Source organism: Verticiella alkaliphila, assembly GCF_018904615.1.
Classification (GTDB): Bacteria; Pseudomonadota; Gammaproteobacteria; order Burkholderiales; family Burkholderiaceae_B; genus Verticiella; species Verticiella alkaliphila.
This window is the reverse complement of sequence record NZ_JADCNH010000017.1, coordinates 1-23,694: the sequence shown is the minus strand read 5'-3', so window position 1 is coordinate 23,694 and position 23,694 is coordinate 1. Positions and strand designations below refer to the sequence as shown.

Genomic DNA, 23,694 nt, shown 5'->3' with positions numbered 1-23,694 from the left:
GCAGGCCGACACGCGGGCTATCATCGTCGGGAAACGGGCGCCACAGCCCGTACCCTGGCGCGGCAAGCGCCTGCCCGAGGAGACACGATGCCTGACCCGCACGCCGCCCCGCCCGTGGTCTGGACGCCCACGTCCGCCCAGATTGACGGTGCCAACCTCACGGCCTTTCGCCGCTGGCTTTCCACAGCGCGTGGCCTGGACTTCGCCGACTACGACGCGCTCTGGACGTGGTCGACCACTGAGATCGAGGCGTTCTGGCAAGCCGCCTGGGATTACCTGGACGTGCCCGCCCCACAGCCCCCTGCCACGGTGCTGACCGAGCGCCGCATGCCGGGCGCGCGATGGTTTCCCGGCACCCGCGTCAATCTCGCCGCCGCGGTGTTGCGCCAAGGGCAGGACATGCCCCACCACCCAGCCATCCTCTATCGCAGCGAGACCGGCACAAGCGCTGAGCTGGTCTGGACCGATCTGCAGCAGCACGTCGCGGCATTGGCGGCCCGGCTGAGCGCGCTGGGGGTGAGCCCAGGCGACCGCGTCGCCGCCTACCTGCCCAACGCGCCCGAGAGCATCGTGGCCTTTCTGGCGTGCGCGAGCGTGGGCGCGGTCTGGTCAGTCTGCTCGCCAGACATGGGGCCCGCGAGCGTGCTGGACCGCTTTCGCCAGATCGAGCCCGTGGTGCTCATCGCCTGCAACGGCTATCGCTACGGTGGCAAGTCTCATCTGCGCCAGGATGCCGTGGCTGCGCTGCGTGCTGGCCTGCCCAGCATTCGGCACGTCATCGGCGTGGACTGCCTGCCCGAGGCCGGGGCCCTGCCGGATGCCTTGCTTTGGGAGGACGCCATCCAGGGTGAGGCGCAGGCGGCGCCGGTCTGGCTGGATTTCGATCACCCGCTCTGGATCGTGTACTCCTCCGGCACCACCGGCATGCCCAAGCCCATCGTGCATGGGCATGGCGGCATCCTGCTGGTGATGGGCATGCTCACGCTCATGCACAACGACCTGAAGCCGTCAGACCGCTTTCACTGGTATTCGAGCACCGGCTGGATCATGTGGAACACCCAGATCGGCGCACTGCTGGCGGGCGCCACCCTGTGCATGTACGACGGCAGCCCCGCGTGGCCGGATTGGGGTGCCCTGTGGCGCTTCGCGGGCGAGATGAAGCTCACATTCTTCGGTGCGGGGGCGGCGTTCTATGCGAGCTGCGAGAAGGCGGGCGTGGCACCTGCGCGCATCGCGGATCTCTCGAGCCTGCGTGCGGTCGGCTCGACCGGTTCACCGCTCGCGCCTGCCTCCTACGAGTGGATCCACGCCCAGGTGAGCCCGACCGTCTGGATCGCGCCCATCTCCGGCGGGACGGACTTCGCCGGCGCCTTTCTCGCAGGTGACATCACGCGACCCGTGTACCTGGGTGAGATGCAGTGCCGCTGCCTGGGCGCGGCCGTGCACGCGTACGACGACGCGGGGCACCCGGTGCAGGATGACGTGGGGGAACTGGTCTGCGTGGAGCCCATCCCGTCCATGCCGCTCTACCTGTGGGGCGACACCGACGGCAGCCGCTATCACGAGAGCTACTTCGACACCTACCCCGGCGTCTGGCGCCACGGCGACTGGCTGCGCATCACGCCACGCGGTGGCGCGATCATCTACGGGCGCTCGGACACCACCATCAACCGCCAGGGCATCCGCATGGGCACGAGCGAGATCTATCGGGTGGTGGAAGCCTTGCCCGAGATTGTCGACAGCCTGGTCGTGGATCTGGAATACCTGGGCCGCCCGTCCTACATGCCCCTCTTCGTGGTGCTGCGTGAGGGCCATACGCTGGACGAGGCCTTGCGCGCCCGCATCCGCGATGCGATCCGGGCCGCGCTGTCCGCGCGCTACCTGCCGGACGACATCATCGCCATTGCCGCCGTGCCGCGCACGCTGTCCGGCAAGAAGCTCGAGCTGCCCATCCGCAAGCTGCTGCTCGGGCAGCCGCTGGTCAAGGTGGCCAATCGGGATTCGCTTGCCAATCCGGACAGCGTGGACTGGTTCGTGCGCTTTGCGGTGGAACGTGCGCGACAGAACGAAGCGCAACCCAACGTGGCGACGCGCACGGTCTGAGGCCGCCAGCGGCTGGCCGGCTACTGCACCACGCCCAGCATGGGGCCGAAGCCACCGTGCCATGAACGGTCGTTGCGGCCCAGCGCGGGCGCATAGATCCCCGCGCCGCGCCCCCCATCGAGGAACAGTGCGTTCGGGCAGTGCAGATGGTCGCGGAACAGGCGCGCGAAGTCGTGGAAATTGATGGGCGCCTCGCTGATCGCGAACTGCACGACGCCGTCGCGGCAGACCCCGACGCCGCTGCGGCGCGTGCGATCCGTGGAGCCCGCGATAAAAGCCGGATGCAACGCGCCGTCGATCACCAGCATGGGCCCGGACTGCGTCGCAAAGCGCACCGCGCGCCGCTGCGTCAGGAACGCCGTGGTGCTCGCCACCCCCGCCCCGGCATCATCGAGATAGAACACGCCGTTGGGCTGCTTGTAGAAGTTCGGCACCTTGGCAGGCTCGGCATCGATGGTCTGGGTATTGGCGGCCTTCAGGCGCTGGCCGTCCTCCACGTAGAGGCCGATCGGCGAGAAATCCTTGGCGTACATGCCTGCGTTGATCGCGAACCGCAGCGACCGGCCGTCATCCGCCACGGCCTTCGCCAGCGACGAGAACCGTCGGTACGGTTCGCCGTCCGCACCCTGCCAGAAGAGACGCAGATCGGTCTCGCCCGGCTTGACCGTGCACACGACGATGCCCTGGCCTTCGAACGTCTGCGGCTGGCAGGGATCGGTCGATGCACCCGCCGGCGACGCCCAGGCGACGCCGGCAAAAAGAGACGCCAGAGCAGCACGGATCGCACGCACACGGGAATGCAGGAGAGAAGACATGACGCTATCGATGAGGCGAGGTTCAGGCAAGCATAGCGCACGCCCGGCCAGTGCCTGCTGACAGCGGGACGGCGTCAGCCCTGGGCGAGCAGGCGGGTGAGACTATCCGGCAAGCCCGCGTTCGGCTTCGTCGGGGGCGGCGCGAAGCTGCCCCGCGTGGCTTTGCCGGGGTTCAGCCGCACCAGCCCCATCGCGTGCTGCACGGCGCTCGACACCCCGTCCACGACCGGCACGGGCAGGCTGCCGTGCAGCGCACGCGCGAGGCCGGCGAGCGGCGCACCCGCGACGATGATGACCTCGGCGCCATCCTCCTCGACCACACGCTCGCACAGATCACGCAAGGCCTGCGCGTGGTCTTCCTGCACGGATCCCACCGACGCGAGCGGCCGATCCAGCGCACGAATGCTGGCCAGACGATGCTGCAAGCCATGCGATTCGACGACCTCGCGGTACCACGCCTGGATGCGTTGCGAGATCGCGACGATGGAGAAGCGATGACCCAGTAGACACGCGGAGGCCAGCGCGGATTCGGTCAGCCCCAGCACGGGCACCGGCATCACCTCGCGCAAGCCGGATAGCCCAGGATCACCGAACGCCGCCACGATCATGGCATCGTGACCGGCATGATGCTCAGCGGCCGCCAGTGCCGTGGCATAGGCGCCGATCAGCGCCTCGAAGCGTGTCTCGATGTAGGCCACGCCCATCTGTGCCGTGACCATGGTGATATCCACATCCGCGCCTGCGCTCAACCGGGCTTCCTTGTGGATGAGATCGGACACGCTGGTGGAGATGTTCGGGTTGATGACGAGCAAACGCATGAGGAGAAGTCCGAAAAAGCAGAGGGAAGTCGAAGGGGTCAGGCGCGACGCGGCGCCAGCGTGGGTTCGCCGCACGTGAGGAACTGGCCGCGACCGGGCGAGGCATGAAAGCCCGCCGCATCCCAGGCAACGCGACCGCGCGCCAGGGTGATCGCAGGCCAGGCCGACAGCTGCATGCCTTCGTACGGCGTGTAGTCCACCGCGTGGTGCAGGTGGCTGTTGGTGAGTGTCAGCTCGCGCTCGTCCCAGATCACCAGATCGGCATCCGAGCCCACCGCGATTGTGCCCTTGCGCGGATGCAGGCCATAGGCTTTCGCGGGGTTGGTTGCCGTCAGCTCCACGAACTTCTGCGGCGTGAGCCGGCCCGCCAGCACGCCCTCGGACCACAAGAGCGGCATGCGGGTCTCCAGACCGGGAATGCCGTTCGGAATGTGCCGGAACGCCACGGCTTCGCCACCCGGATGCTTGCCATCCTCGCCCTCGAAACGGTAAGGCGCGTGATCGGACGAGAACACCGTGAAAAGGCCATCGGCCAAGCCGTTCCAGATCACATCCTGATTGGACTTGTCGCGCGGCGGCGGGCTGCACACGCACTTGGCGCCCAGGTAGGCGTGCTCCCCCTCGGTGCCAAGATCCTCGGCCGTGAGAAACAGGTACTGCGGGCAGGTCTCGGCATAGATCTTCAGACCCAGGCCGCGCGCCCAGCGGATCTGCTCGACCGCATCCTTGCCGGAGACATGGACGATCAGGATGGGCACGTCGACCAACTGCGACAGCGAGATGGCCCGATGCGTGGCCTCGCGCTCGACGAGCATCGGGCGCGCATGCGCATGGAACCGCGGCGCCGTGCGGCCCGCCGCCTCCAGCCGTTGCGTGAGCCAGTCGATGCAGTCGGCGTTCTCGGCATGCACCATGGCCATCGCGCCACGCTGACGGGCCACCTCGAGCACATCGAGGATCTGTCCATCGTCGAGCTTCAGATCGTCGTAGGTCATGTAGATCTTGAACGATGTGTAGCCCTCGGCGATCAGGGCCGGCAGCTCCTCGTGCAACACTGTCGGCGTCGGGTCGCTCACGATCAGATGAAAGCTGTAATCGATGTGGGCCTTGTCACCGGCACGCCGGTGATAGTCGTCGACGGCCGCGCGCAGGGACTGCCCCTTCTGCTGTGCGGCAAACGGGATTACGGTGGTCGTCCCGCCGCACACGGCCGAGCGGGTGCCCGTGTCGAAGTCGTCGGCCATGCGGATAGGGGCGGCATGCGGCTGGTCCAGATGGCAGTGGGCGTCCACGCCGCCCGGGGTCACGTACCGCCCCGCGGCGTCGATGTCCCGGGCGCCAGGCGGCAGGTCCGTGCCCAGCGCCGCGATGCGCCCGTCGCGGATGCCGATGTCGCAGGAGAAGACGTCGGCCGCTGTGACCACGCGCGCGTTGCGCACGACGAGATCGAAGAAGTGTTCAGGCATGGCGTGTCGCTTGGAAAGGGAATCAGGCATGGCTCAGGCCGCCATCCAGCCACCGTCGACCATCAGCGTGGCGCCGGTGATGAAGGTGGCCTCGCCACTGGCGAGGAACACCGCGGCAGCCGCGACGTCATCGGGATGACCCAGGCGCGGCCAGGGCGTGCGGCGCGTCGCACGATCCAGCACGCCAGGGTCGACGGCCCGGCCGCCCGCCCCCGTCTGGATCTTGCCGGGCGCGACGGCGTTGCAGACGATGCCGTGGGCGGCATAGTCGGTGGCCACCTGGCGCGTCAGGTAGTCGACACCGGCTTTGCTCACGCCATACGCGAGATCCCCGGGCGCCGCGATCATCCCGTGCTGGGACGACAGATTGACGATACGTCCGCGCACGCCGTGCGTCTCGAACCCGGCGTCAGCGGGCTGGGCAAGCATCTGGCGCACGGCGGCCCGACAGCATCGATACACGCCACCCAGATTCACGTCGAGCACACGCTGCCACTCGGCCTCGTCGAGTTCCAGCAACGGGCGCGCATGACGCACGCAGGCGTTGTTGACGATGACGTCGAGCCGGCCAAAGCGCGCCACGGTGTCTGCCACCATGGCCTGGACCTGCGCGTCATCCGACACGTCGGTGCGCATGTAACGCGCGGCATGCCCGTCCCGTTCGATGCACTCGACGGTCGATGGCCCGCCCTCGATGACGTCGGTGGTCACATCCGCCACGACGACGTGGGCGCCATGGGCAGCGAACAGGCGCGCAATGCTGCGGCCAATGCCCGATGCGGCGCCTGTCACGATGCACACCTTGTCCTGCAGACGGCGCGCGGCCTGCGGCAACGGATTCGTCATGATGCCTCCTGGCGGTGACGCGGTGGCTGGCTTTCGCGCCAGGCCAGATAGTCGTGCGCAGCTGCCGACAGATCGTGGCGCGGGACGAAGCCCGTGTCGTGCGCCAGCCGCTGCCAGCACAGGCCGGCACGATCATAAGACGCGTAGAGATCGATGTTGGCCGGTTCGTCGGCGTTGGCCACGCGCCAGTCGAAGCCCGGATACCGGATGACGAGCATCGCGCACCAATCCGACAGCGCCCAGCGAAAGCCAGCCGCGATGTTGTAGCAGCGGTGCGTGAGGCGGGGCGCATCCAGCAGGCAGGCCATACCGGCCGCGTTGTCACGCACGTACAGCCAATCCCGCAGACTGTCGCGCGGCAGCACCGCCGTCTCGCCGCGCTCGGCGCAGCGCAGAATCTGCAGGGGCGCGCTCAAGGTGTCGCGCACGCCCGTCTCGGCTTCCCACGGACCGAAGCAGGTGCCGAGTCGGGCCACCACCAGATCCAGACCATGGAGTTCTGCCAGGCGCTGCGCGCCGGCCTCGGCGGCGAGCTTGCTGATGCCGTAGAGCGCCTCGGGCGCAAGCGGCGTCGTCGCCTCGTCCAGCAGCGCCGTGCCCCGCCCGCTATGCCCGTAGACCGAACCGGAACTGGCGTGCACGACACGCGGGACGCCACACGCAGCCGCGGCCGCCACCACGTTCCAGGCCCCTGCCACGTTGACGTGCGCAATGCTGCCGGGCGCGCTGCGCTCGCGGGTCTGCCCCGCCGTGATCGCAGCGAGCGAGACGAGCCGCGTCGGCCGATGACGCGCGAGGACATCCTGCAGGCTCACCAGGTCGCATACGTCGCCCGGCTCGAAGACGAGCTTGCCGGGCAGCGATGCGAATGCCTGCTGTGCGGCCTCGGGCAACGCGCGCACATCGAGTCCGATCACGGTCTCGCCCCGGCGCAGCAGATGCTCGGCCAGGGCCAAGCCCACGAACCCGCCCATGCCGGTGATGAAGGTGCTCGCCATGGCTCAGGCCGCCTGTGCCATCGGGTTGGCGGCCTCGGGCCGAAGCAGAGACAGGATATGTCGCTTGTAGTCGTTGAAGCGCGGTGAGGTGGGATCGCGCGGACGGTCCAGATCGATGGGCAGCAGTTCGCGGATGCGTCCTGGGCGTGCCGACATCACGGCCACGTGCGTGCCCAGGGCCAGCGCTTCATCGATACCGTGCGTGACGAAGACGATCGTGCTGCGGCTCTCGCGCCAGATGCGGATCAGCTCGGCGTGCATGTCCATCTTGGTCTGCTCGTCGAGCGCGCCGAAAGGCTCGTCCATGAGGATGACTTCCGGGTTCATGAGCAATGCGCGCGCGATGCCCACGCGCTGGTTCATGCCACCGGAGAGCTCGCTTGGGAAATGGTTCTCGAAACCCGTGAGCCCGACCATGTCGATGAAGCGCTGCGCGCGTTCGCGACGATCCTTGCGTGGCGCACCGCGCATCTTCAGGTGAAAGGCCACGTTCTCCCAGACGGGCAGCCACGGCATCAGGTTGGCCTGCTGAAAGACGACGCCGCGGTCCGCCCCGGGCGCCTGGACATCGTGACCGCCGACGCACACCGTGCCGCTGCTCGGGTGATCGAACCCCGCGATCATGTTGAGCAGCGTCGACTTGCCACACCCGCTCGGCCCGAGCAGGCACAGGAACTCGTTGCGCGCAACCTCGATGTTGACGTCTTCGAGCGCCACGACGGGCTTGCCGCGCTTGGCATCCTCGAACAGACGCGAGACGTTGCTGACGGTGATGAGAGACATGGCGTCAACCTTCCTTGGCCTGAAGTGTGGAACCGCGCTGCCAGCGCAGCACGTGCGCGGCGAGGTGCTTGATCGCGAAGTCGCTGAGGAACCCGAGCAGTCCGATACTCACCATCGAGGCGATCACGATGTCATAGCGCAGGAAGTAGTAGGAATCCCACAGCACGTAACCCACGCCACTCTTGACGGCAACCATCTCGGCTGTGACGGTGAGCATCCAGGCCGAACCGATGGCAATGCGCAGCCCCGAAAAGATGCTGGGCAAGGCCGCCGGAAACACGATGTGCGCGAGCAGCATGCGCGGGGTGCCCCCGGTCATGGCGCCTGCGCGCAGCAGGTTGCGGTCGCACGTTTTCACGCCGTGGATCGTCGAGAGCAGCACGGGAAAGAACGAACCGAGAAACACCAGGAAGATGGCGGGCTTGTCGGCGATGCCGAACCAGATGATGGCCAGCGGGATCCAGGACACGGGCGGCACCGGCCGCAGCACCTGCAGCGTGGGTTCAATCAGCTTCTCGACCTTGCGCGACCAGCCGATCGACATGCCGAGGAAAATGCCCAGTGCCGTGGCGATCCCAAAGCCCGCGAACACCCGTCCCGCACTGGCGGTCACGTCGTGGATCCATTGACCGCTGTAGTTCTGCGTATTGCCGTCCAGGCCGAAGACCCAGTCGGCCCATGCCAGCATCACCTGCGAGGGCGCGGGCAGCAACGCGGGCGGCAACACGCCGGAGCGAGAAAAGAGCTCCCAGCCCACCAGGATGAGGACCGGGACGATGCCCCGATCGATGCGTTGATAGGTGCGCCTTGCGAGCGAAGATGACATGGTCGTTCGCCTCATCAATAGCCGAGTTCAGCCTTGGGTTTGCCGGTGGCGGCCTCCAGGAACTGGTAATCCATGTTCTTGTCGATGGCCTCGCTCACGTCCTTGCTGATGTAGTTGAGCTCGCGCATCATCTTGCCGATGGCCAGCGCAGATTCGCGGTGCATCTGGTGGTCGGGATAGAGGTTCTCGACCGCACCGGCGGCAATCTTCTCGTCCAACCCGGTGATCTTGTGAATGGTCTGGACGAAGAGCGGCTTGTCTTCGGCCATCTTCTCATTGACGGCAACGATGGCGCGAACGGTCTGTTCCACGGCCTTCGGCTTGTTCTTGATGACGTCCGAGCGCGTGATGATCAGGTTGGTGAGCTTGCCCGCAGCCTGGTCATACGGAAAGGCGAAGAACTTGGCGGCCTCGACCTGGCGGATCTGGGTGGCAAAGGGGTCCACCGACGTGATGAGCTCAACTTCGCCGCGGCGCAAGGCCTGCACGTGATCCGATGGGTTCGGGATGTTGATGAACTGCACGTCCTTGTTGACGTCGATGCCTTGACGCGCGAAGGCGCCACGCATGTGGATGTCCTGGGCATTGCCGCGCGATGCCGCCACCCGGAAGGGCTTGCCCTGGGCCTTGTAGTCGGCAATCACGGCCTTCAGGCTGTCCCAGTCGTTCTCCTGGATGGGAAGATTGTTGCCCACCAGGATCTGCGAGCCGCCATTGATCTGCCCCGAGATCGCCACCACGTCGAATCCCTTGTCCAGGGCCGTCGCGTAATGGAGGTAGGTGAGCTGGGCCACGTCCACGCTCTTGGACAGCAACGCGGTCATGGCGTCATTGCCGGTATTGAACGAGATGGCTTCGAGCTTGACGCCGTCGGCGTACTCGGGCGTCAGGCTCAGGGGCGTGCAGTGCGCGCACTTGGCGTAGCCAAGCTTGATGGCGTCCTCGGCAGCGGTGGCCGTGAAGGGCAGGATGGCCGCGACGGCCAGGGACAGCTTCAGGAGGGAGCGACGCATGACAGACCTCGGTTCGGTGAGTGGAACGACCCACACGGGTCGCTACCGAACCAGGTTCATGCACGCATCATGCCAACTTGCATGCACTTCGGCAAATTTTTGTCTACGATCCTCTCAGCAACCACCAAGAGAAGGAATAATCTGTTTTGCATACATAGTCATATTTCTTTGTATGCATTAATACGGAGCATCGGTGATTCAGGATAGTGCGCACATGCACGCGCTGCGCGCGCCTGGAAGCCGTTAACCGAACAGGACTTCTGCCAGATCCACCTCGACCTCGCTCTGACGATCCAACCGGAGCGCACTTTCGATATGGTGCAGATGATGCGCCATGACCGCCAGGGCGCCCGGCAGGTCGCCGGCTTCGATGGCCGACACGAGCGCGGCATGATCGTCGTTCGGGCAGGCCGAGGCGAGCGGCGCATCAAATGTGAGGATCGCCAGGCACGTGAGCGGTGTCAGCTCGCGCATCATGCGCGACAGAATGCTGCTGCCGGACAACTCAGCCAGCAGCACATGAAACTCGCCCGACAGGCGGATGGCACCTGGACGGTCGCCCTGCGCACGGGCGTCACGCTCGCGTGCGATGAGCTCGCGCAAACGCGCCACGGCATCTGGCGCCGCACCCTCTCCCATGCGTTCGATCAGCCGCTGCACCACCGAGGGCTCCAGCGTGCGGCGCACGGCGAGCACGTCCCTGGCCTCCTCGGCGGTCGGGGTGGCCACGAAGGCGCCGCGATTGGGCACGAGCGTGACGAGCTGCTCGATGGCCAGACGCTGCAAGGCGCCCCGCACCTGCGTTCGACTGACCTCGAAGAGCTCGGCCAGACGCTCCTCAGGCAGCTTGGTGCCCGGACGCAACCGATGTTCGGAGATCGCCCGGTAGATGCGCTCGTGGATGTCATCGCGCTTGGGAAGCGTAGCGGGCGGGCGGGACTTGACGGCAGCGGGCATGGATCAGCGAGGTAGACGACGACCGGCGGCGGACCACCGTGAAAACCCGCAACGGCGGCGGGTGCATCATGATATTGTATACAAACGAGCAGCCTATTGCACAAGGGCTGACTGACACCGCAGCCGCCCTTCAGGCGCATTGCGATGTCCTCGTCGTGCGCCATTCGATGGAATGTTATGTCGCGTCTGCGCCTGGGCATGCTCACGCCCTCCTCCAACACCACGCTCGAGCCCGTCACCTCCGCCATGGTCGAGGCGCTGCCCGACGTGAGCGCGCACTTCAGCCGCTTTCGGGTCAAGGAGATCACGCTCTCGTCCACGGCGCTCGGTCAGTTCGACCCGAGCGGCATCCTGGCCGCGGCCACCTGCTGGACGATGCCCATTGCCAGGTGATCGGCTGGAGCGGCACCTCGGCATCGTGGCTCGGGTTCCATACCGATGAGGCGCTTTGCGCCTCGATCGAGGCCCAGACCCAGGCCCAGGCCTGCACCTCTGTGCTCGCACTCAACGAAGCCTTGCGCGCCTGCGGCGTCTCTCGGCTCGGGCTCATCACGCCCTATCGGACAGATGTTCAGAACGCCATCGTCGCCAACTACGCGAACACTGGCGTCAGCTGCGTCGAGGCCCACCTGGGCATCCAGGACAATTTCTCGTTCTGCGAAGTCACGGCCGCGCAGATTCGCGATATGGCCGAACGCCTCATGGCTGGGCCAGTCAGTGCGCAGCCCGAGGCCCTGACGATTCTGTGCACCAACGTGCGCGCCGCACACCTCGCCGTGGAGCTCGAAGCGCAATACGGCGTGCCGGTGTTCGACAGTGTGTCAACGGTCGTGTGGAAAGCGTTGAGACTGGCCGGCGTAGAGACAGCCAGCATGCAAAGGCGTTGGGGCGGCCTCTTCGCCCTCCCCCCACACGTCGCGCAGGCTCATCCGACCGCCGACCCTGCCCACTGACCGTGCCATCCAGGCGAAGCGCCGCTCAGCCGGCTGCCCGGCCGAGCGCCGCTTCGACGTCGCGCAGCTTGTCCTTGCCGAAGTAGATCTCGTCGCCCACGAAGAACGTGGGCGAGCCGAACGCGCCGCGCTCGAAGGCCCGCTGCGTGTTGGCAAGGAGCTCGGCCTTGACCTCGGGCGTCTGGGTGGCGGCGAGCAGCGCCTGTGCGTCGAGCCCGGCCGTTTGCAGGACCTCGCCCGCGACGGCCGGATCCGCCATGTCGCGCCCTTGCTCCCACATGCCGGCGTAGACGGCATCGACGTAGGGGGCGAGGACGCCGGCCTGGCGCGCGGCCACGGCGCCCCGCATCACGAGGAGCGTGTTGACCGGGAAGTGCGGATTGTCGCGAAACCGCTGCAGGCCGTGTTGACGAACGAAGCGCTCACGCTCCAGGCGCTCATACTCGAGCTTGTTGGCGACACCCGCGAAGGCCTCCATGGGAGAGCGGTTGTTGGTGAGCTTGAAGAGGCCGCCCAGCAGGATCGGCACGTACTCGACGGTCACGCCCGTACGGGCCTCGATGGCCGGGATGACTTGATGGGCAAGATAGGCGTTGGGGCTACCGACGTCGAAGAGGAACTGGACGGTGGGGGACATCATGACTCCAGCAGGTGGCGGTTGAGAGATCACCAAGACTCCATCCAGGGACGCAACTCCATCTCGTGCGTCCAGGCATTGCGCGGCTGGCAGTGCAGTTGCCAGTAGACCTCGGCGATGCTCTGCGGATCGACGATGCCGTCCTGATCCTTCAGGGCATAGCGCTCGGGGAATTGCGTGCGGATGAATTCGGTGTCGATCGCACCGTCGATGATGGGATGCGCGACGTGGATGCCCTGCGGGCCGAGCTCTCGCGCCATGCTCTGCGCCAGTGCCCGCAGCGCGTGCTTGGCGCCGGCAAAGGCGGCAAAGCCCTCGCGTCCGCGCAGGCTGGCGGTGGCGCCCGTGAAAAGAATGGTGCCCCGCCCGCGCGGCAGCATCACCCGGGCGGCCTCACGGCCCATCAGGAAACCCGCGAAGCACGCCATCTCCCACACCTTGGTGTAGACGCGCGCCGTGGTCTCGGTGATGCCGAAGCGCACGTTGGCGCCGATGTTGAAGACGGCCACCTCGATCGGGGCGATGTCGCGCTCGATGCGCTGCACGAGCTCGACCATGGCCTCTTCCTGCCGGGCATCGCTGCCGAAGGCATGGGCCACCCCGCCGGCAGCCTCGATGTCTTCCACGAGGGGCGCGAGCTTGTCCGCATGCCGCCGGGTGACACAAGCGATGTAGCCCTCGCGGGCAAAGCGCCGGGCGATGGCGCCACCCGTGGCGTCGCCGGCGCCAATCACGAGAATGGCCTTGCGCTGGTCCATGCGAGTCTCCTGCCGAGGCCTTCGCCCCAATACGTGTAGCTACACATACTAGCGGAGACGCCGGCCCTGAGCCAGCGCGTGTTTGCCCTACCCCTTGCGCCTCGGGTAACCCTGGGCCGTGATGCGCTGCCAGACGACGCGCTTCTCGTCGTCGGACAGAAAGACCCAGTTGGCCACTTCGGCCGCCGTACGGCCGCAGCCGCGGCAGACCTCGTCAAAGAGGGTGGAACACACGGCCACGCAGGGAGAATCGGTATTGCGGAAAACCGCCACGGGCTTGGCCGCGGCGGCGTCATCAGGGGAAGTCATGCGGCGCAGCATACCACCGGGCCGCGGCCCGCCCGGGCATTGCCCCTTCAGGCAGCCTGGGCGGCGAAGACGCGACCGCGACGCGGCCGTGCCAGCAGACGATCGCCCTCTTTCAGGCCCAGCGCGTGGAACTGCGCCTCCGGGATCTCGGCTTCGATCGGATCTGTGCTGCCGTCGCGCATCAGCTCGAGATACGCACTCGGGCCGGCCAGCCAGGCATGGTTCAGGCGCACCGCAAAGCCCTCGCCACCTTCCTGCCAGGGCGACACGTCGAGCTCGTGCGGACGCACGTAGGCCACGGCCGGTTGCGCGTGCGCGCCGAGGTCCGGCGCGGCGAGTTCGATGCCGTCCAGACGCATAACGCCGTCGCGCGCCTCGCCACGGAACTGGTTGACCCCGCCCAGAAAGCCGTACACGAAGGGCGACGCAGGGCTTTCCCAGACCTCGCGCGGCGTGCCCACCTGCTCGATGTGGCCGGCGTTCATCAGCACGACCCGATCGGCCACTTCCAAGGCTTCTTCCTGATCGTGGGTGACGAAGACGCTCGCGACGTTGAGCTCGTCATGCAGGCGACGCAACCAGCGGCGCAGCTCCTTGCGCACTTTGGCGTCCAGCGCGCCGAAGGGCTCGTCGAGCAGCAATACCTTGGGCTCGACTGCCAGCGCCCGCGCGAGCGCGATGCGCTGACGCTGGCCACCGGAGAGCTGGGCCGGATAGCGATCGGCCAGCCAGTCGAGCTGCACGAGCTTGAGCAGATCCGTGACCTTCTTCTTGATGGCGGCTTCGGACGGGCGCTGTGACCGGGGCTTCACGCGCAGGCCGAAGGCCACGTTCTCGAAGATCGTCATGTGACGAAAGAGCGCGTAGTGCTGGAACACGAACCCGACCTGGCGTTCGCGCACGTTGACGTCGGTGGCATCCTCGCCCGCAAACCACACCCGGCCGGCATCTGGCGTTTCCAGGCCGGCGATGATGCGCAGCAAGGTCGTCTTGCCGCAGCCCGAGGGGCCGAGCAATGCCACCAGCTCGCCGGTCTCGATGTGCAGCGAGATGTTGTCCAGCGCGCGGAAGTTGCCGAATTGTTTGGACAGGCCGGAGACTTCGATACTCATGGGAACTCCTCTGGCGGGCGCGCTTGGCGCGCCCGCGCAACGATCAGGGGGCCGCAGCCGCGGAGACAGGGATGACGGCGGGCGTGTGCGTCTCTTCAGGCGCGTGACGCGCGCCGGACATCAGCCGGGCGTGACGCCACTCCACCCACGACTTCAGCCCCAGGGTCAACAGTGCCAGCAACGCGAGCAGCGAGGCGACGGCAAACGAGGCGGCGAACATGTACTCATTGTAGAGAATCTCCACATGCAGGGTCATGGTGTTGGTCAGACCACGCACCTGCCCGGACACCACGGACACCGCCCCGAACTCGCCCATGGCGCGAGCGTTGGCCAGGATGGCGCCGTAGAGCAGGCCCCACTTGATGTTGGGCAGGGTCACCCGGCGAAACAGCTGCCAGCCACTGGCGCCCAGGGTGAGCGCTGCGAGCTCCTCGTCCGCCCCCTGCGCCTGCATGAGCGGGATGAGCTCGCGCGCGATGAAGGGGAAGGTGACGAACAGGGTAGCCAGCACCACGCCGGGCACTGCGTAGACGATGCGCAGGTCGTTGTCCTGCAGCCAGGGGCCGAACCAGCCTTGCGAGCCGAAGAGCAGGATGAAGACCAGGCCTGCCACGACCGGCGACACCGAGAACGGCAGGTCGATCAGGGTGATGAGCGCCTGCTTGCCGCGGAACGTGAAGCGGGTGATGGCCCAGGCCGCCGCCACCCCCACGGCGAGGTTGATCGGCAGACTGATGGCCGCGACGATCAAGGTCAGGCGGATGGCCGACAAGGCGTCCGGATCGACGATGGCCTGGAGGTAAACCTCCCAACCGCGCTTGAAGGCCTCGATGAACACCACCAACAGCGGCAGGAAGAGGAAGATGCCCAGGAAGACGAGGGCAACGGTGAGCAGCGCCCATCGCACCCAGCGGGGTTCCTCGAGCACCGGGGACAGCGGTGCGCGTGAATCGCTTATTCCGCTCATAGGGTGACCCTCCTGTCGCTACGCGACATCCTCCCCGAGGGAGGCATGGCGCCGCCTTCGGGCGGCCGGGCGGCGGCGCGAACGCCGACTGCCCTCCTGTCGCTACGCGACATCCTCCCCGAGGGAGGCATCGCGCCGCCTTCGGGCGGCCGGGCGGCGGCGCTCATGGCTGCCTCCCTGCACCGCGACGGGCCTGCCAGAACTGCAGGCCATTGATGATGAGCAGCAGCACGAACGAGAAGGCCAGCATCACGGTCGCGATGGCGGCCGCACCGGCATAGTCGAACTGCTCGAGCTTGGAGATGATGAGCAGCGGCGTGATCTCGGAGATCATTGGCATGTTCCCGGCGATGAAGACGACCGCGCCGTACTCGCCCAAAGCGCGAGCGAAGGCGAGGGCAAAGCCCGTGAGCAGCGCAGGCATCAGGGTGGGCAGCAGCACGCGCTGGAATGCCTGCCAACGGCTTGCCCCCAGGCTGGCCGCAGCCTCCTCGGTCTCGCGCTCGATGTCTTCGAGCACGGGCTGCACGGTGCGCACCACGAACGGCAGGCTGATGAAGATGAGGGCGATGACGATGCCCACCGGCGTGTAGGCGATCTTCCAGCCGAACCAGTTCTCCAGCGGCTGCCCCAGCCACCCATTGTTGGCATAAAGCGCAGTGAGTGCGATGCCGGCCACCGCCGTGGGCAAAGCGAACGGCAAGTCCACGAGGGCATCGACCAGCCGCTTGCCGGGGAATCGGTAACGCACGAGGCACCAGGCCACGATCAGGCCGAACACCACGTTGACCACTGCCGCGAACAACGCCGCGCCGAAGGTGAGCTTGTAGGAGGCGACCACGCGCGGCTCGGTGACGACCGCCCAGAAGTCCGCCAGGCTCAGTTCGGCGGCCTTGATGGGCAGCGTGGCCAGCGGGATCAGCACCAGCAGGCTGAGATACAGCAGGGTGAAGCCCATGGACAGGCCGAACCCGGGCAGCACGCCCGCACGGCTGCCCCGCCGCCGTGGCGGCGACGGGGCCATGGACGCAGAGACGACGGCGCTCATCGACGACCCGGGGTGTAGACCTGGTCGAAGGTGCCACCATCCGCGAAGTGGGTCTCCTGGGCCTTGCGCCAGCCACCAAAGGCACCATCGATCGTCACGAGATCAACCTTCGGGAACTGGTCGGCGTATTTCGCAGCCACGCCCTCGTCCGTCGGACGGTAGTAGTTGCTCGCGATGATCTCCTGCGCCTCAGGGGTGTACAGGAACTCGAGGTAGGCTTGAGCGGCCTCGCGCGTACCCTTGCGATCCACGACACGGTCCACCACGGCCACGGGGGGCTCTGCGAGGATGCTGATGGACGGCACCACAATCTCGAACTTGTCCGGACCCAGTTCCTTCAACGCGAGGAAGGCCTCGTTCTCCCAGGCGAGCAGCACGTCTCCCTGGCCGCGTTCGACGAAGGTCGTCGTCGAGCCACGGGCGCCGGTGTCGAGCACAGCCACGTTGCGCAGGAGCTGGCCCACGAACTCGCGGGTCTTGGCCTCATCGCCACCGAACTTCTTCTCCGCATACGCCCAGGCGGCGAGGTAGTTCCAGCGCGCGCCCCCCGAGGTCTTCGGATTGGGCGTGATGATCGAGACGCCCGACTTCACCAGATCGTCCCAGTCCTTCAGGCCCTTGGGGTTGCCCTTCCTGACCAGGAACACGATCGTCGAGGTGTAGGGCGAGCTGTTCTTGGGCAGGCGCGCCTGCCAATCTTCGGGCAGCAGCTTGCGGTCGGCGATGGCGTCGATGTCGTAGGCCAGTGCCAGGGTGACGACGTCGGCATCCAGGCCGTCGATCACCGAGCGCGCCTGGCGGCCGGAGCCGCCGTGGGACTGGCGAATGGTGAGCGTGGTGCCAACCTTCTGCTCATAGAGCTTGATGAAGGCGTCGTCGATCTCGCGATACAGCTCGCGGGTCGGGTCATAAGACACGTTGAGCAGCGTCTGGGACTGGGCAGCGTGGGCGGGAACGGCAGCGGCGATGGACGCGAGGCCGAGGGTGGCGGCGATGGCGGCCAGGCGAAGGGTTTGGGACAAGCTCACTGCCGGACTCCTTGTTGCAGAGAAGGGATTCGAGGCGTGATGGTGACGCGCGGCGGGTATGGAGGGAACGACGGTTTGGCTGGTTCTTTATTTCCTCTTGTCATATGGCGGTGGCGCAACGCATCCGCCGGCGCACCGGCGGCGCCTCGAAAAGCCCGTACACTCTGCGCCGTACGCCGTCCCTAGCGAGACCCCATGACCCCTGACGCCCTCGAACGCCGACTCACCGAGCTGGAGATCAAGGCCAGCTTCGCCGATGACCTGCTGGAGCAACTGAACCAGACGATCTTTCGCCAGCAGCGCCAGATCGAGCAGCTGGCACGTGAGCTCGCGTCCCTGCGCGACCAGGTTTCCGATGTCGACCCTTCCCGCCAGGCGAGCCTGCGCGAACAGATCCCCCCGCATTACTAGAGTGAGCCCACCATGGCCAAGAAACCCGAAGCCCTCGATCCCGAAACCGAAGCCTTGATCGCGTGGTGCACGCAGGTCGAGGAGATCTTCGTCGCCGCCGGCGCCAGCCGCGAAGAGGCGCAGGAGCAGATCGAAGAGAACGCCGAATGGTTCACCGATCTCTTCTATGAGGGCCTGACGCCTGAGGAAGCGGCGCGGCAGGCGCTCAACGACTGACGTCACGAAACTGCAATAAAGTCTGACAAAACGCGGCATTTGGCGGCAAGCCGCGACATACTGCTTCCTCCCTGATTCGTAGCATTGCCGTCCGCGCGACGGCCAAGGAGAGCCTGTATGTCCCTGCGTCCATCCTGGTGGTTAGCCGCCCCTGCGGCCCTCGTGGTGCTGTCCGCCTGCGGCGGCGGCGACGATACGCATACGCCGATCGCCGATAACGCGTGCGAAGTCGTGGCCTCGGGCGGCTCCGTGGTCGTTGGCTCGGGCCTGCCCGGCGATCCCGCGGCGCCCGAGCCCGCCTCGGGCTACCGGCTGGGCAAGGAGGCCGTGCAGACGCGCTCGTACATGGTGGTGGCGGCCAATCCCCTGGCCACGCGCGCCGGATGCGACGTGCTCAAGGCTGGCGGCAGCGCGGTGGATGCCGCCGTGGCCGTGCAGGCCGTGCTGGGCCTGGTCGAGCCGCAATCGAGCGGCCTGGGCGGCGGTGCCTTCATGCTGCACTACGACGCGGCCACGCGTGAAGTGGTGGCCTATGACGGACGCGAAACCGCGCCCGCCGCGGCCACGGCAGACTACCTGCGCTGGATCAGCGACGAGCAACGCACCGCGCCGCTGCCCAATGCACGCGGCAGCGGCCGTTCGATCGGCACGCCCGGCGTGGTGCGCATGCTCGAGCTCGCGCATGGCGATCATGGCAAGCTGGCCTGGAACGGTCTCTTCGACGCCGGCATCACGCTCGCGCGTGACGGCTTTCCGATCAGCGGGCGCATGGCCGATGCACTGGCGGGCGGCGCGAGCAACCTTGCCCGCGACCCGGATGCCGCCGCCCTCTATCTGAATGCGGACGGCACGGGCCGCGCGCTCGGCAGCCGGTTCCAGAACCCGGATTACGCGAGCGTGCTGCAACGCATCGCCAACGATGGGGCCGACGCCTTCTACACCGGCACCATCGCCCAGGGCATCGTCGACAAGATCCGCATGAGCACGAGCGCGGACGGCTCGCCGATGACACCCGGCCTGACGACGCTGGACGATCTGGCCGGCTACGAGGCCAAGCGCCGCGAGGCCGTGTGCACGCCCTACCGCGCCTACTGGGTCTGCGGCATGCCCCCGCCCTCCTCCGGCGGCATCGCCGTGGCCTCTGCGCTCGGCATCCTGGAGAACTTCGATCTCGCCGCGCACCGTCCTACCGCCATCGACCGCGACGGTGGCAAGCCCACGGTGACGGGCGTGCATCTGGTGAGCGAAGCCGAACGCCTGGCCTATGCCGACCGTGACAAGTACATCGCGGATACGGACTTCATCCCGCTGCCGGGCGGCACCTGGAACACGATGCTCAATCGCCCCTACCTGGCGAGCCGGGCAGCACTGATCGACGTGAACCGCAGCATGGGCACCGCCCAGGCCGGCAATCTGGGCGACGTGCCGCTCGGCATCGATCGCACGCCCGAACGCGGCACCACGCACTTCAGCATCGTGGATCGCGCGGGCAACGCCGTGGCCATGACCACCACCGTCGAAGGCGGGCTGGGGTCGTACCACGTCACCCAGGGTTTCATCCTCAACAACCAGCTCACGGACTTCTCCGCGCAGCCGCGCGACGCCGCCGGCGTACCCGTGGCCAACCGCGTGGCCCCCGGCAAGCGCCCGCGCAGCTCCATGGCACCCACGCTCATCTTCCGTGCCACGCCGGACGGGGCCCGCGGTGAGTTCGTGATGGCCACGGGCTCGCCCGGCGGCGGCACGATCATCCAGTACGTCGTGAAGACCGTGGTCGGCGTCCTGGATTGGGGCCTGGATGCCCAACAGGCGACCTCGCTCGTGGATTTCGGCGCCGCCAACAGCCCGACCACCACGGTGGGCGGCGAGCATCCGAACATCGACGCGGCCAACGGCGGCGCCAACGACCCGCTGGTGCAAGGCCTGCGGGCCCTGGGCCACACCGTGTCGGTGAACGCGCAGTCGAGCGGCATTGGCACCATCGTGCGCAAGGCTGTCAATGGCCAATGGCAGCTCGAAGGCGGGGCGGATCCGCGCCGTGAAGGCATTGTGCTGGGCGACGCCCTGCGCTGATGGCCGCGATGCCCGGCGTGCCGTGGCGCGCCGGGCATCAATATTCCTGACGACAGCCGTCAAGGAATCTCGCTTTCTCGAGACCCTGGCGGGCTCCTAGACTCGACGACGACAACAACGAGGAGACCCGCATGATGAACCGCCGTCAATGGCTCACCGCAATGGCTGCGGCCGCCGCTGCCACCGCCCTGCCTGCCTGGGCCCAATCCCGCACCACGCGGCTGCTCGTCGGTGCCACGCCAGGTGGGGGCACAGACCTCGTCGCGCGCAGCCTGGCCGTGGCCATGGAAAAGCCCTTGGCCTCGACGGTCGTGGTGGAGAACCGGCCCGGCGCGGCGGGCAACATCGCCGCAAGCGCTGTGGCAGCGGCGCGCGGCGATGCGAGCACGCTGCTGCTTGCCTATACGAGCCACGCCATCAACGCGTCGATGATGCAGTTGCCCTTCGACCCGATGGCGGACTTCACGCCCATCAGTCTCGTGGCCACCTCGCCTCTGCTGCTGATCGCCGGCAAACAGGTGCCTGTCTCGTCCCTGCCCGAGCTGATCGACTACGTGAAGCGCGAAAAGCGTGAACTCAGTGTCGGCATCCCGGGACTGGGCAGCGCCAGCCAACTGGCGGGCGCCATGCTGCAACACCAGACTGGCCTCACGATGATCAACGTCCCTTACAAGGGCGCCTCACCGGCGATGCAGGATCTGCTCGGCGGCCAGATCGATCTCATGGTGTCGAACCTGGCCACGGCACGCGCGTTCCTCGCGGCCGGGCAGGTGAAGGCGATTGCGGTCACGACCCGCGATCGAGTCGCGGAGTACCCGACGGTGGCGCCCGTGGCCGACGTGATCCCGGGATTCGACTTCAGCAGCTGGTATGGCCTGCTTGGCCCGGCCGACATGCCCGCCGACACCCTGGCCAAGCTCGAAGGCGCGGCCCGCGAGGCAGCAGGTTCCGAGCGGCTGCGCCAGCAACTCAGCCACGAAGGGCTGCGGCCGGTGGGCAGTGATCGCGCCGAATTCGCGGCATTCCTGAAGGTAGAAGCAGAACGCTTCGCCGCCGTGGTCAAGGCGACCGGGCTGACGATGGGATAGCGACATGCCGGGCCTTGGCCTGGCCGCGCAGGGACGGATCGGGGCAAGCCCGATCCCATCCGGCAATGCACATCGGCCCCGGCATCGACGCCGGGGCCGCGCAGGATCAGAGGCCCGCGCTCTTGCGCAGCGCTTCGGCGCGATCCGTGGCTTCCCACGTGAACTCGGGCTCGGAGCGGCCGAAGTGGCCGTAGGCGGCCGTCTTGGTGTAGATGGGGCGCAGCAGGTCGAGCATCATCACGATGCCCTTCGGGCGCAGATCGAAGTGCTCGCGCACGAGCTTGGCGATCTGGTCGTCCGGGATGACGCCGGTGCCTTCGGTGTAGACGGTGATGTTGATGGGCTCGGCCACGCCGATGGCGTAGCTCACCTGCACCTGGCATTGACGCGCGAGGCCTGCGGCCACGACGTTCTTGGCGACGTAGCGCGCGGCGTAGGCGGCGGATCGGTCCACCTTGGACGGATCCTTGCCGGAGAAGGCGCCACCGCCGTGCGGGCATGCGCCGCCATAGGTGTCGACGATGATCTTGCGGCCGGTGAGGCCGGCGTCGCCTTGCGGGCCGCCGATCACGAAGCGCCCAGTCGGGTTGACCATGTAGCGCGTCTTGGCCGTGAGCAGGCCGTCCGGGAAACTCTTCTTGATGATCTCTTCGATCACCGCTTCGCGGATCTCTTCCTGGCTGATCTCCGGATGGTGCTGGGTGGAGAGCACGACCGTGTCGACTTCGGCCGGCTTGCCATCCACGTAGCGGAAGGTGACCTGGGACTTGGCATCCGGGCGCAGCCACGGCAGGCGGCCGTCGCGGCGCAGTTCGCTCTGGCGCTGCACCAGGCGGTGGGCATACCAGATCGGGGCGGGCATGAGATCCGGCGTCTCGTCGCACGCATAGCCGAACATGAGGCCCTGGTCGCCCGCGCCCTGGTTCAGGTAATCCTCGGAGCTGCGATCCACGCCCTGGGCGATGTCCGGCGATTGCTTGTCGTACGCGACGAGCACGGCGCAACCCTTGTAGTCGATGCCATAGTCGGTGTTGTCATAGCCGATGCGCTGAATGGTGTCGCGCGCGACCTTGATGTAGTCGACATTGGCCGTCGTGGTGATTTCCCCGGCCAGCACGACCAGGCCGGTGTTGCACAGGGTCTCGGCTGCCACGCGGGCGTTCGGATCCTGCGTGAAGATGGCGTCAAGAATGGAATCGGAGATCTGATCGGCGACCTTGTCGGGGTGCCCTTCCGAGACGGATTCCGATGTGAAGAGGAAATCGTTGTTCATGGCCACGCGATAATCCTTGCAAAGAAGTGGAAAGCGCGTTGCACGCCGTATCCAGATCAGTGCTGAGTTCCGGACCTCGACCAGGCAGCGACGCTTTAGCGGATGCATACACCGGCAGGAAACCTGCCACGGCCGCCCCGCAAGTTGTCGTTAACTCGGCGGCCGCTTTCATTTTAGGCGAAAATTCCCGGTTCGCTCATGCCGGAATACCGCACGTTTCATGCTGGTTTTCTTCTATCGCTTCCTTGCCTGCCTGCCCCTGCGCCTGTTGCACGCGCTGGGCCGCGGACTGGGCCGCCTGGTCTATGCGCTGCCTGGTCGCTATCGCGAGCGGCTGCGGGCGCACGCGGCACAGGCGGGCTACCCGGACGCCCGTTTCGCCCGCGAGGCCGCGGCGCAATCCGGGGCGGCCATGCTCGAACTCGCCTGGGTCTGGTTCCGTACCGATGACGCGCTTGCGCGGGTCGTGTGCGATGACGTCGCCGTGCTCGACGCCGCGCTCGCAGCCAGGCGCCCCGTGCTCTTTCTGACACCGCACCTGGGCGGCTTCGAGATCTCGGCGCGGTATGCCGCGCGCCGTGGGCCGATCACCGTGCTCTTTCGCCCGCCGCGCCAGGCCGCCCTCGTGCCGCTGGTCGAGGAGGCGCGCGCGCGCTCGGGCGTGGCCACGGCGCCCACCACCATGGGGGGCGTGCGCCAACTGCTGCGCGCCCTGCGCGATGGCGGCCAGGTCGGCATGCTGCCCGACCAGGTGCCTGGCAACGGCGAAGGCGCGTGGGCACCCTTCTTCGGCCGCGAGGCCTACACCATGACCCTGCCGGCGCGCCTCGCCGCGCAGACCGGCGCCACCGTCATCGGCGCGGCGTGCGAGCGCCTGCCGCGCGGACAAGGCTGGCGCGTGCACCTGCGCGTCATCGACGGCCCCGTCCCCGACTCACCCGCCGCGCAAGCCGCGTGGATCAATACCGCCATGGAAGAACGCATCCGTCTATGCCCCGAGCAGTATCTCTGGAGCTACAACCGGTACAAGCAACCGTGAGCGCGCATCGCCGCGTGCGCGTCCTTCGCCTGGCGCCCCGTCGGAGGCTCGCCGATGACCGGTGATCGTCACGACGGCACCGCCACCGTCCACCCCGAGGGCGCCGCGGGCTGGGTCTCGCGCGGGTTCGCCTGGCTCGCCCGGCGCTCGCCGGGGG

General features: G+C 67.2%; 22 protein-coding genes and 2 pseudogenes. 7 read left to right on the top strand and 17 right to left on the bottom strand.

Translation table 11 applies throughout. The features are described 5' to 3' along the window. The first annotated feature begins 87 nt into the window (after window positions 1–87). Window positions 88–2,103: an acetoacetate--CoA ligase gene (locus tag IMZ29_RS12430; RefSeq protein ID WP_216184248.1), complete on the top strand. Its 2,016-nt coding sequence runs from the start codon at window positions 88–90 to the stop codon at window positions 2,101–2,103. Between the two features lie 20 nt (window positions 2,104–2,123). Here the strand turns inward: IMZ29_RS12430 and IMZ29_RS12425 are convergent, their stop codons facing one another. The 9 genes from IMZ29_RS12425 to IMZ29_RS12385 form a co-directional block, all read right to left on the bottom strand. Then, the gene (locus IMZ29_RS12425) at window positions 2,124–2,918 is read right to left on the bottom strand and encodes a phosphodiester glycosidase family protein (RefSeq protein ID WP_216184245.1); all 795 of its coding nucleotides are present in this window, start codon (window positions 2,916–2,918) and stop codon (window positions 2,124–2,126) included. A gap of 74 nt (window positions 2,919–2,992) precedes the next feature. Continuing rightward, window positions 2,993–3,736 carry an aspartate/glutamate racemase family protein gene (locus IMZ29_RS12420; protein ID WP_216184242.1) on the bottom strand — a complete coding sequence of 248 codons (744 nt, stop codon included), beginning with the start codon at window positions 3,734–3,736 and terminating at the stop codon, window positions 2,993–2,995. A gap of 38 nt (window positions 3,737–3,774) precedes the next feature. After that, on the bottom strand, window positions 3,775–5,202 hold the full coding sequence (hydA, locus tag IMZ29_RS12415; RefSeq protein ID WP_216184404.1) for a dihydropyrimidinase: 1,428 nt from the start codon (window positions 5,200–5,202) through the stop codon (window positions 3,775–3,777). A 33-nt stretch (window positions 5,203–5,235) separates the two neighbouring features. Continuing rightward, complete coding sequence (locus tag IMZ29_RS12410; RefSeq protein WP_253207083.1) at window positions 5,236–6,048, bottom strand: SDR family NAD(P)-dependent oxidoreductase; 813 nt, start codon at window positions 6,046–6,048, stop codon at window positions 5,236–5,238. Further along, entirely contained in the window at window positions 6,045–7,046 is a 1,002-nt protein-coding gene (locus tag IMZ29_RS12405) for an NAD-dependent epimerase/dehydratase family protein (protein WP_216184239.1), read from the bottom strand. Before IMZ29_RS12405 ends, IMZ29_RS12410 begins: the two co-directional genes overlap by 4 nt. 3 nt (window positions 7,047–7,049) lie before the next feature. Further along, window positions 7,050–7,829 (bottom strand): ABC transporter ATP-binding protein, encoded by a 780-nt coding sequence (locus IMZ29_RS12400; RefSeq protein WP_216184236.1) that lies wholly within the window; start codon window positions 7,827–7,829, stop codon window positions 7,050–7,052. 4 nt (window positions 7,830–7,833) lie between these two features. After that, a complete protein-coding gene (locus IMZ29_RS12395) occupies window positions 7,834–8,655 on the bottom strand; it encodes an ABC transporter permease (RefSeq protein WP_216184233.1) in 822 nt (273 codons plus the stop codon). Window positions 8,656–8,669: 14 nt separating this feature from the next. After that, the gene (locus IMZ29_RS12390; protein WP_216184230.1) at window positions 8,670–9,668 is read right to left on the bottom strand and encodes an ABC transporter substrate-binding protein; all 999 of its coding nucleotides are present in this window, start codon (window positions 9,666–9,668) and stop codon (window positions 8,670–8,672) included. Between the two features lie 243 nt (window positions 9,669–9,911). After that, on the bottom strand, window positions 9,912–10,625 hold the full coding sequence (locus tag IMZ29_RS12385; RefSeq protein WP_216184227.1) for a GntR family transcriptional regulator: 714 nt from the start codon (window positions 10,623–10,625) through the stop codon (window positions 9,912–9,914). Between the two features lie 177 nt (window positions 10,626–10,802). On the opposite strand from IMZ29_RS12385, the pseudogene IMZ29_RS12380 reads away from it, so the two are divergent. After that, window positions 10,803–11,578: pseudogene (locus IMZ29_RS12380) on the top strand (maleate cis-trans isomerase family protein). A gap of 25 nt (window positions 11,579–11,603) precedes the next feature. Here IMZ29_RS12380 and IMZ29_RS12375 read toward each other — a convergent pair. The 7 genes from IMZ29_RS12375 to IMZ29_RS12345 form a co-directional block, all read right to left on the bottom strand. Next, entirely contained in the window at window positions 11,604–12,215 is a 612-nt protein-coding gene (locus tag IMZ29_RS12375; protein ID WP_216184223.1) for a 2-hydroxychromene-2-carboxylate isomerase, read from the bottom strand. A gap of 29 nt (window positions 12,216–12,244) precedes the next feature. Further along, window positions 12,245–12,973, bottom strand: coding sequence for an SDR family oxidoreductase (locus tag IMZ29_RS12370; RefSeq protein ID WP_216184220.1), 729 nt, complete (start codon window positions 12,971–12,973; stop codon window positions 12,245–12,247). A gap of 87 nt (window positions 12,974–13,060) precedes the next feature. Continuing rightward, window positions 13,061–13,282 (bottom strand): DUF1289 domain-containing protein, encoded by a 222-nt coding sequence (locus tag IMZ29_RS12365; RefSeq protein WP_253207082.1) that lies wholly within the window; start codon window positions 13,280–13,282, stop codon window positions 13,061–13,063. Window positions 13,283–13,329: 47 nt separating this feature from the next. Beyond that, window positions 13,330–14,394 carry a sulfate/molybdate ABC transporter ATP-binding protein gene (locus IMZ29_RS12360; protein ID WP_216184215.1) on the bottom strand — a complete coding sequence of 355 codons (1,065 nt, stop codon included), beginning with the start codon at window positions 14,392–14,394 and terminating at the stop codon, window positions 13,330–13,332. 43 nt (window positions 14,395–14,437) lie between these two features. After that, the gene (gene cysW / locus IMZ29_RS12355; protein WP_216184212.1) at window positions 14,438–15,361 is read right to left on the bottom strand and encodes a sulfate ABC transporter permease subunit CysW; all 924 of its coding nucleotides are present in this window, start codon (window positions 15,359–15,361) and stop codon (window positions 14,438–14,440) included. Between the two features lie 163 nt (window positions 15,362–15,524). After that, window positions 15,525–16,409, bottom strand: a complete 885-nt coding sequence (cysT, locus tag IMZ29_RS12350; RefSeq protein WP_216184211.1) for a sulfate ABC transporter permease subunit CysT — start codon at window positions 16,407–16,409, stop codon at window positions 15,525–15,527. Further along, window positions 16,406–17,404 (bottom strand): sulfate ABC transporter substrate-binding protein, encoded by a 999-nt coding sequence (locus IMZ29_RS12345; protein ID WP_371820251.1) that lies wholly within the window; start codon window positions 17,402–17,404, stop codon window positions 16,406–16,408. Before IMZ29_RS12345 ends, cysT begins: the two co-directional genes overlap by 4 nt. 228 nt (window positions 17,405–17,632) lie before the next feature. Between IMZ29_RS12345 and IMZ29_RS12340 the strand changes: the two genes are divergently transcribed. From IMZ29_RS12340 to IMZ29_RS12325, 4 genes are all read left to right on the top strand, one after another. Continuing rightward, window positions 17,633–17,848 carry a SlyX family protein gene (locus IMZ29_RS12340; protein ID WP_216184208.1) on the top strand — a complete coding sequence of 72 codons (216 nt, stop codon included), beginning with the start codon at window positions 17,633–17,635 and terminating at the stop codon, window positions 17,846–17,848. A gap of 12 nt (window positions 17,849–17,860) precedes the next feature. Beyond that, window positions 17,861–18,064, top strand: coding sequence for a hypothetical protein (locus IMZ29_RS12335; RefSeq protein WP_216184205.1), 204 nt, complete (start codon window positions 17,861–17,863; stop codon window positions 18,062–18,064). Between the two features lie 117 nt (window positions 18,065–18,181). Beyond that, window positions 18,182–20,137: a gamma-glutamyltransferase family protein gene (locus IMZ29_RS12330; RefSeq protein ID WP_216184202.1), complete on the top strand. Its 1,956-nt coding sequence runs from the start codon at window positions 18,182–18,184 to the stop codon at window positions 20,135–20,137. A gap of 131 nt (window positions 20,138–20,268) precedes the next feature. Further along, a complete protein-coding gene (locus tag IMZ29_RS12325; protein ID WP_216184200.1) occupies window positions 20,269–21,225 on the top strand; it encodes a Bug family tripartite tricarboxylate transporter substrate binding protein in 957 nt (318 codons plus the stop codon). Window positions 21,226–21,331: 106 nt separating this feature from the next. Here the strand turns inward: IMZ29_RS12325 and metK are convergent, their stop codons facing one another. Further along, window positions 21,332–22,498, bottom strand: coding sequence for a methionine adenosyltransferase (gene metK / locus IMZ29_RS12320; protein WP_216184197.1), 1,167 nt, complete (start codon window positions 22,496–22,498; stop codon window positions 21,332–21,334). Between the two features lie 208 nt (window positions 22,499–22,706). Between metK and IMZ29_RS12315 the strand changes: the two are divergent. Next, window positions 22,707–23,537: pseudogene (locus IMZ29_RS12315) on the top strand (lysophospholipid acyltransferase family protein); the annotation flags it as partial. Window positions 23,538–23,694: the final 157 nt, after the last annotated feature.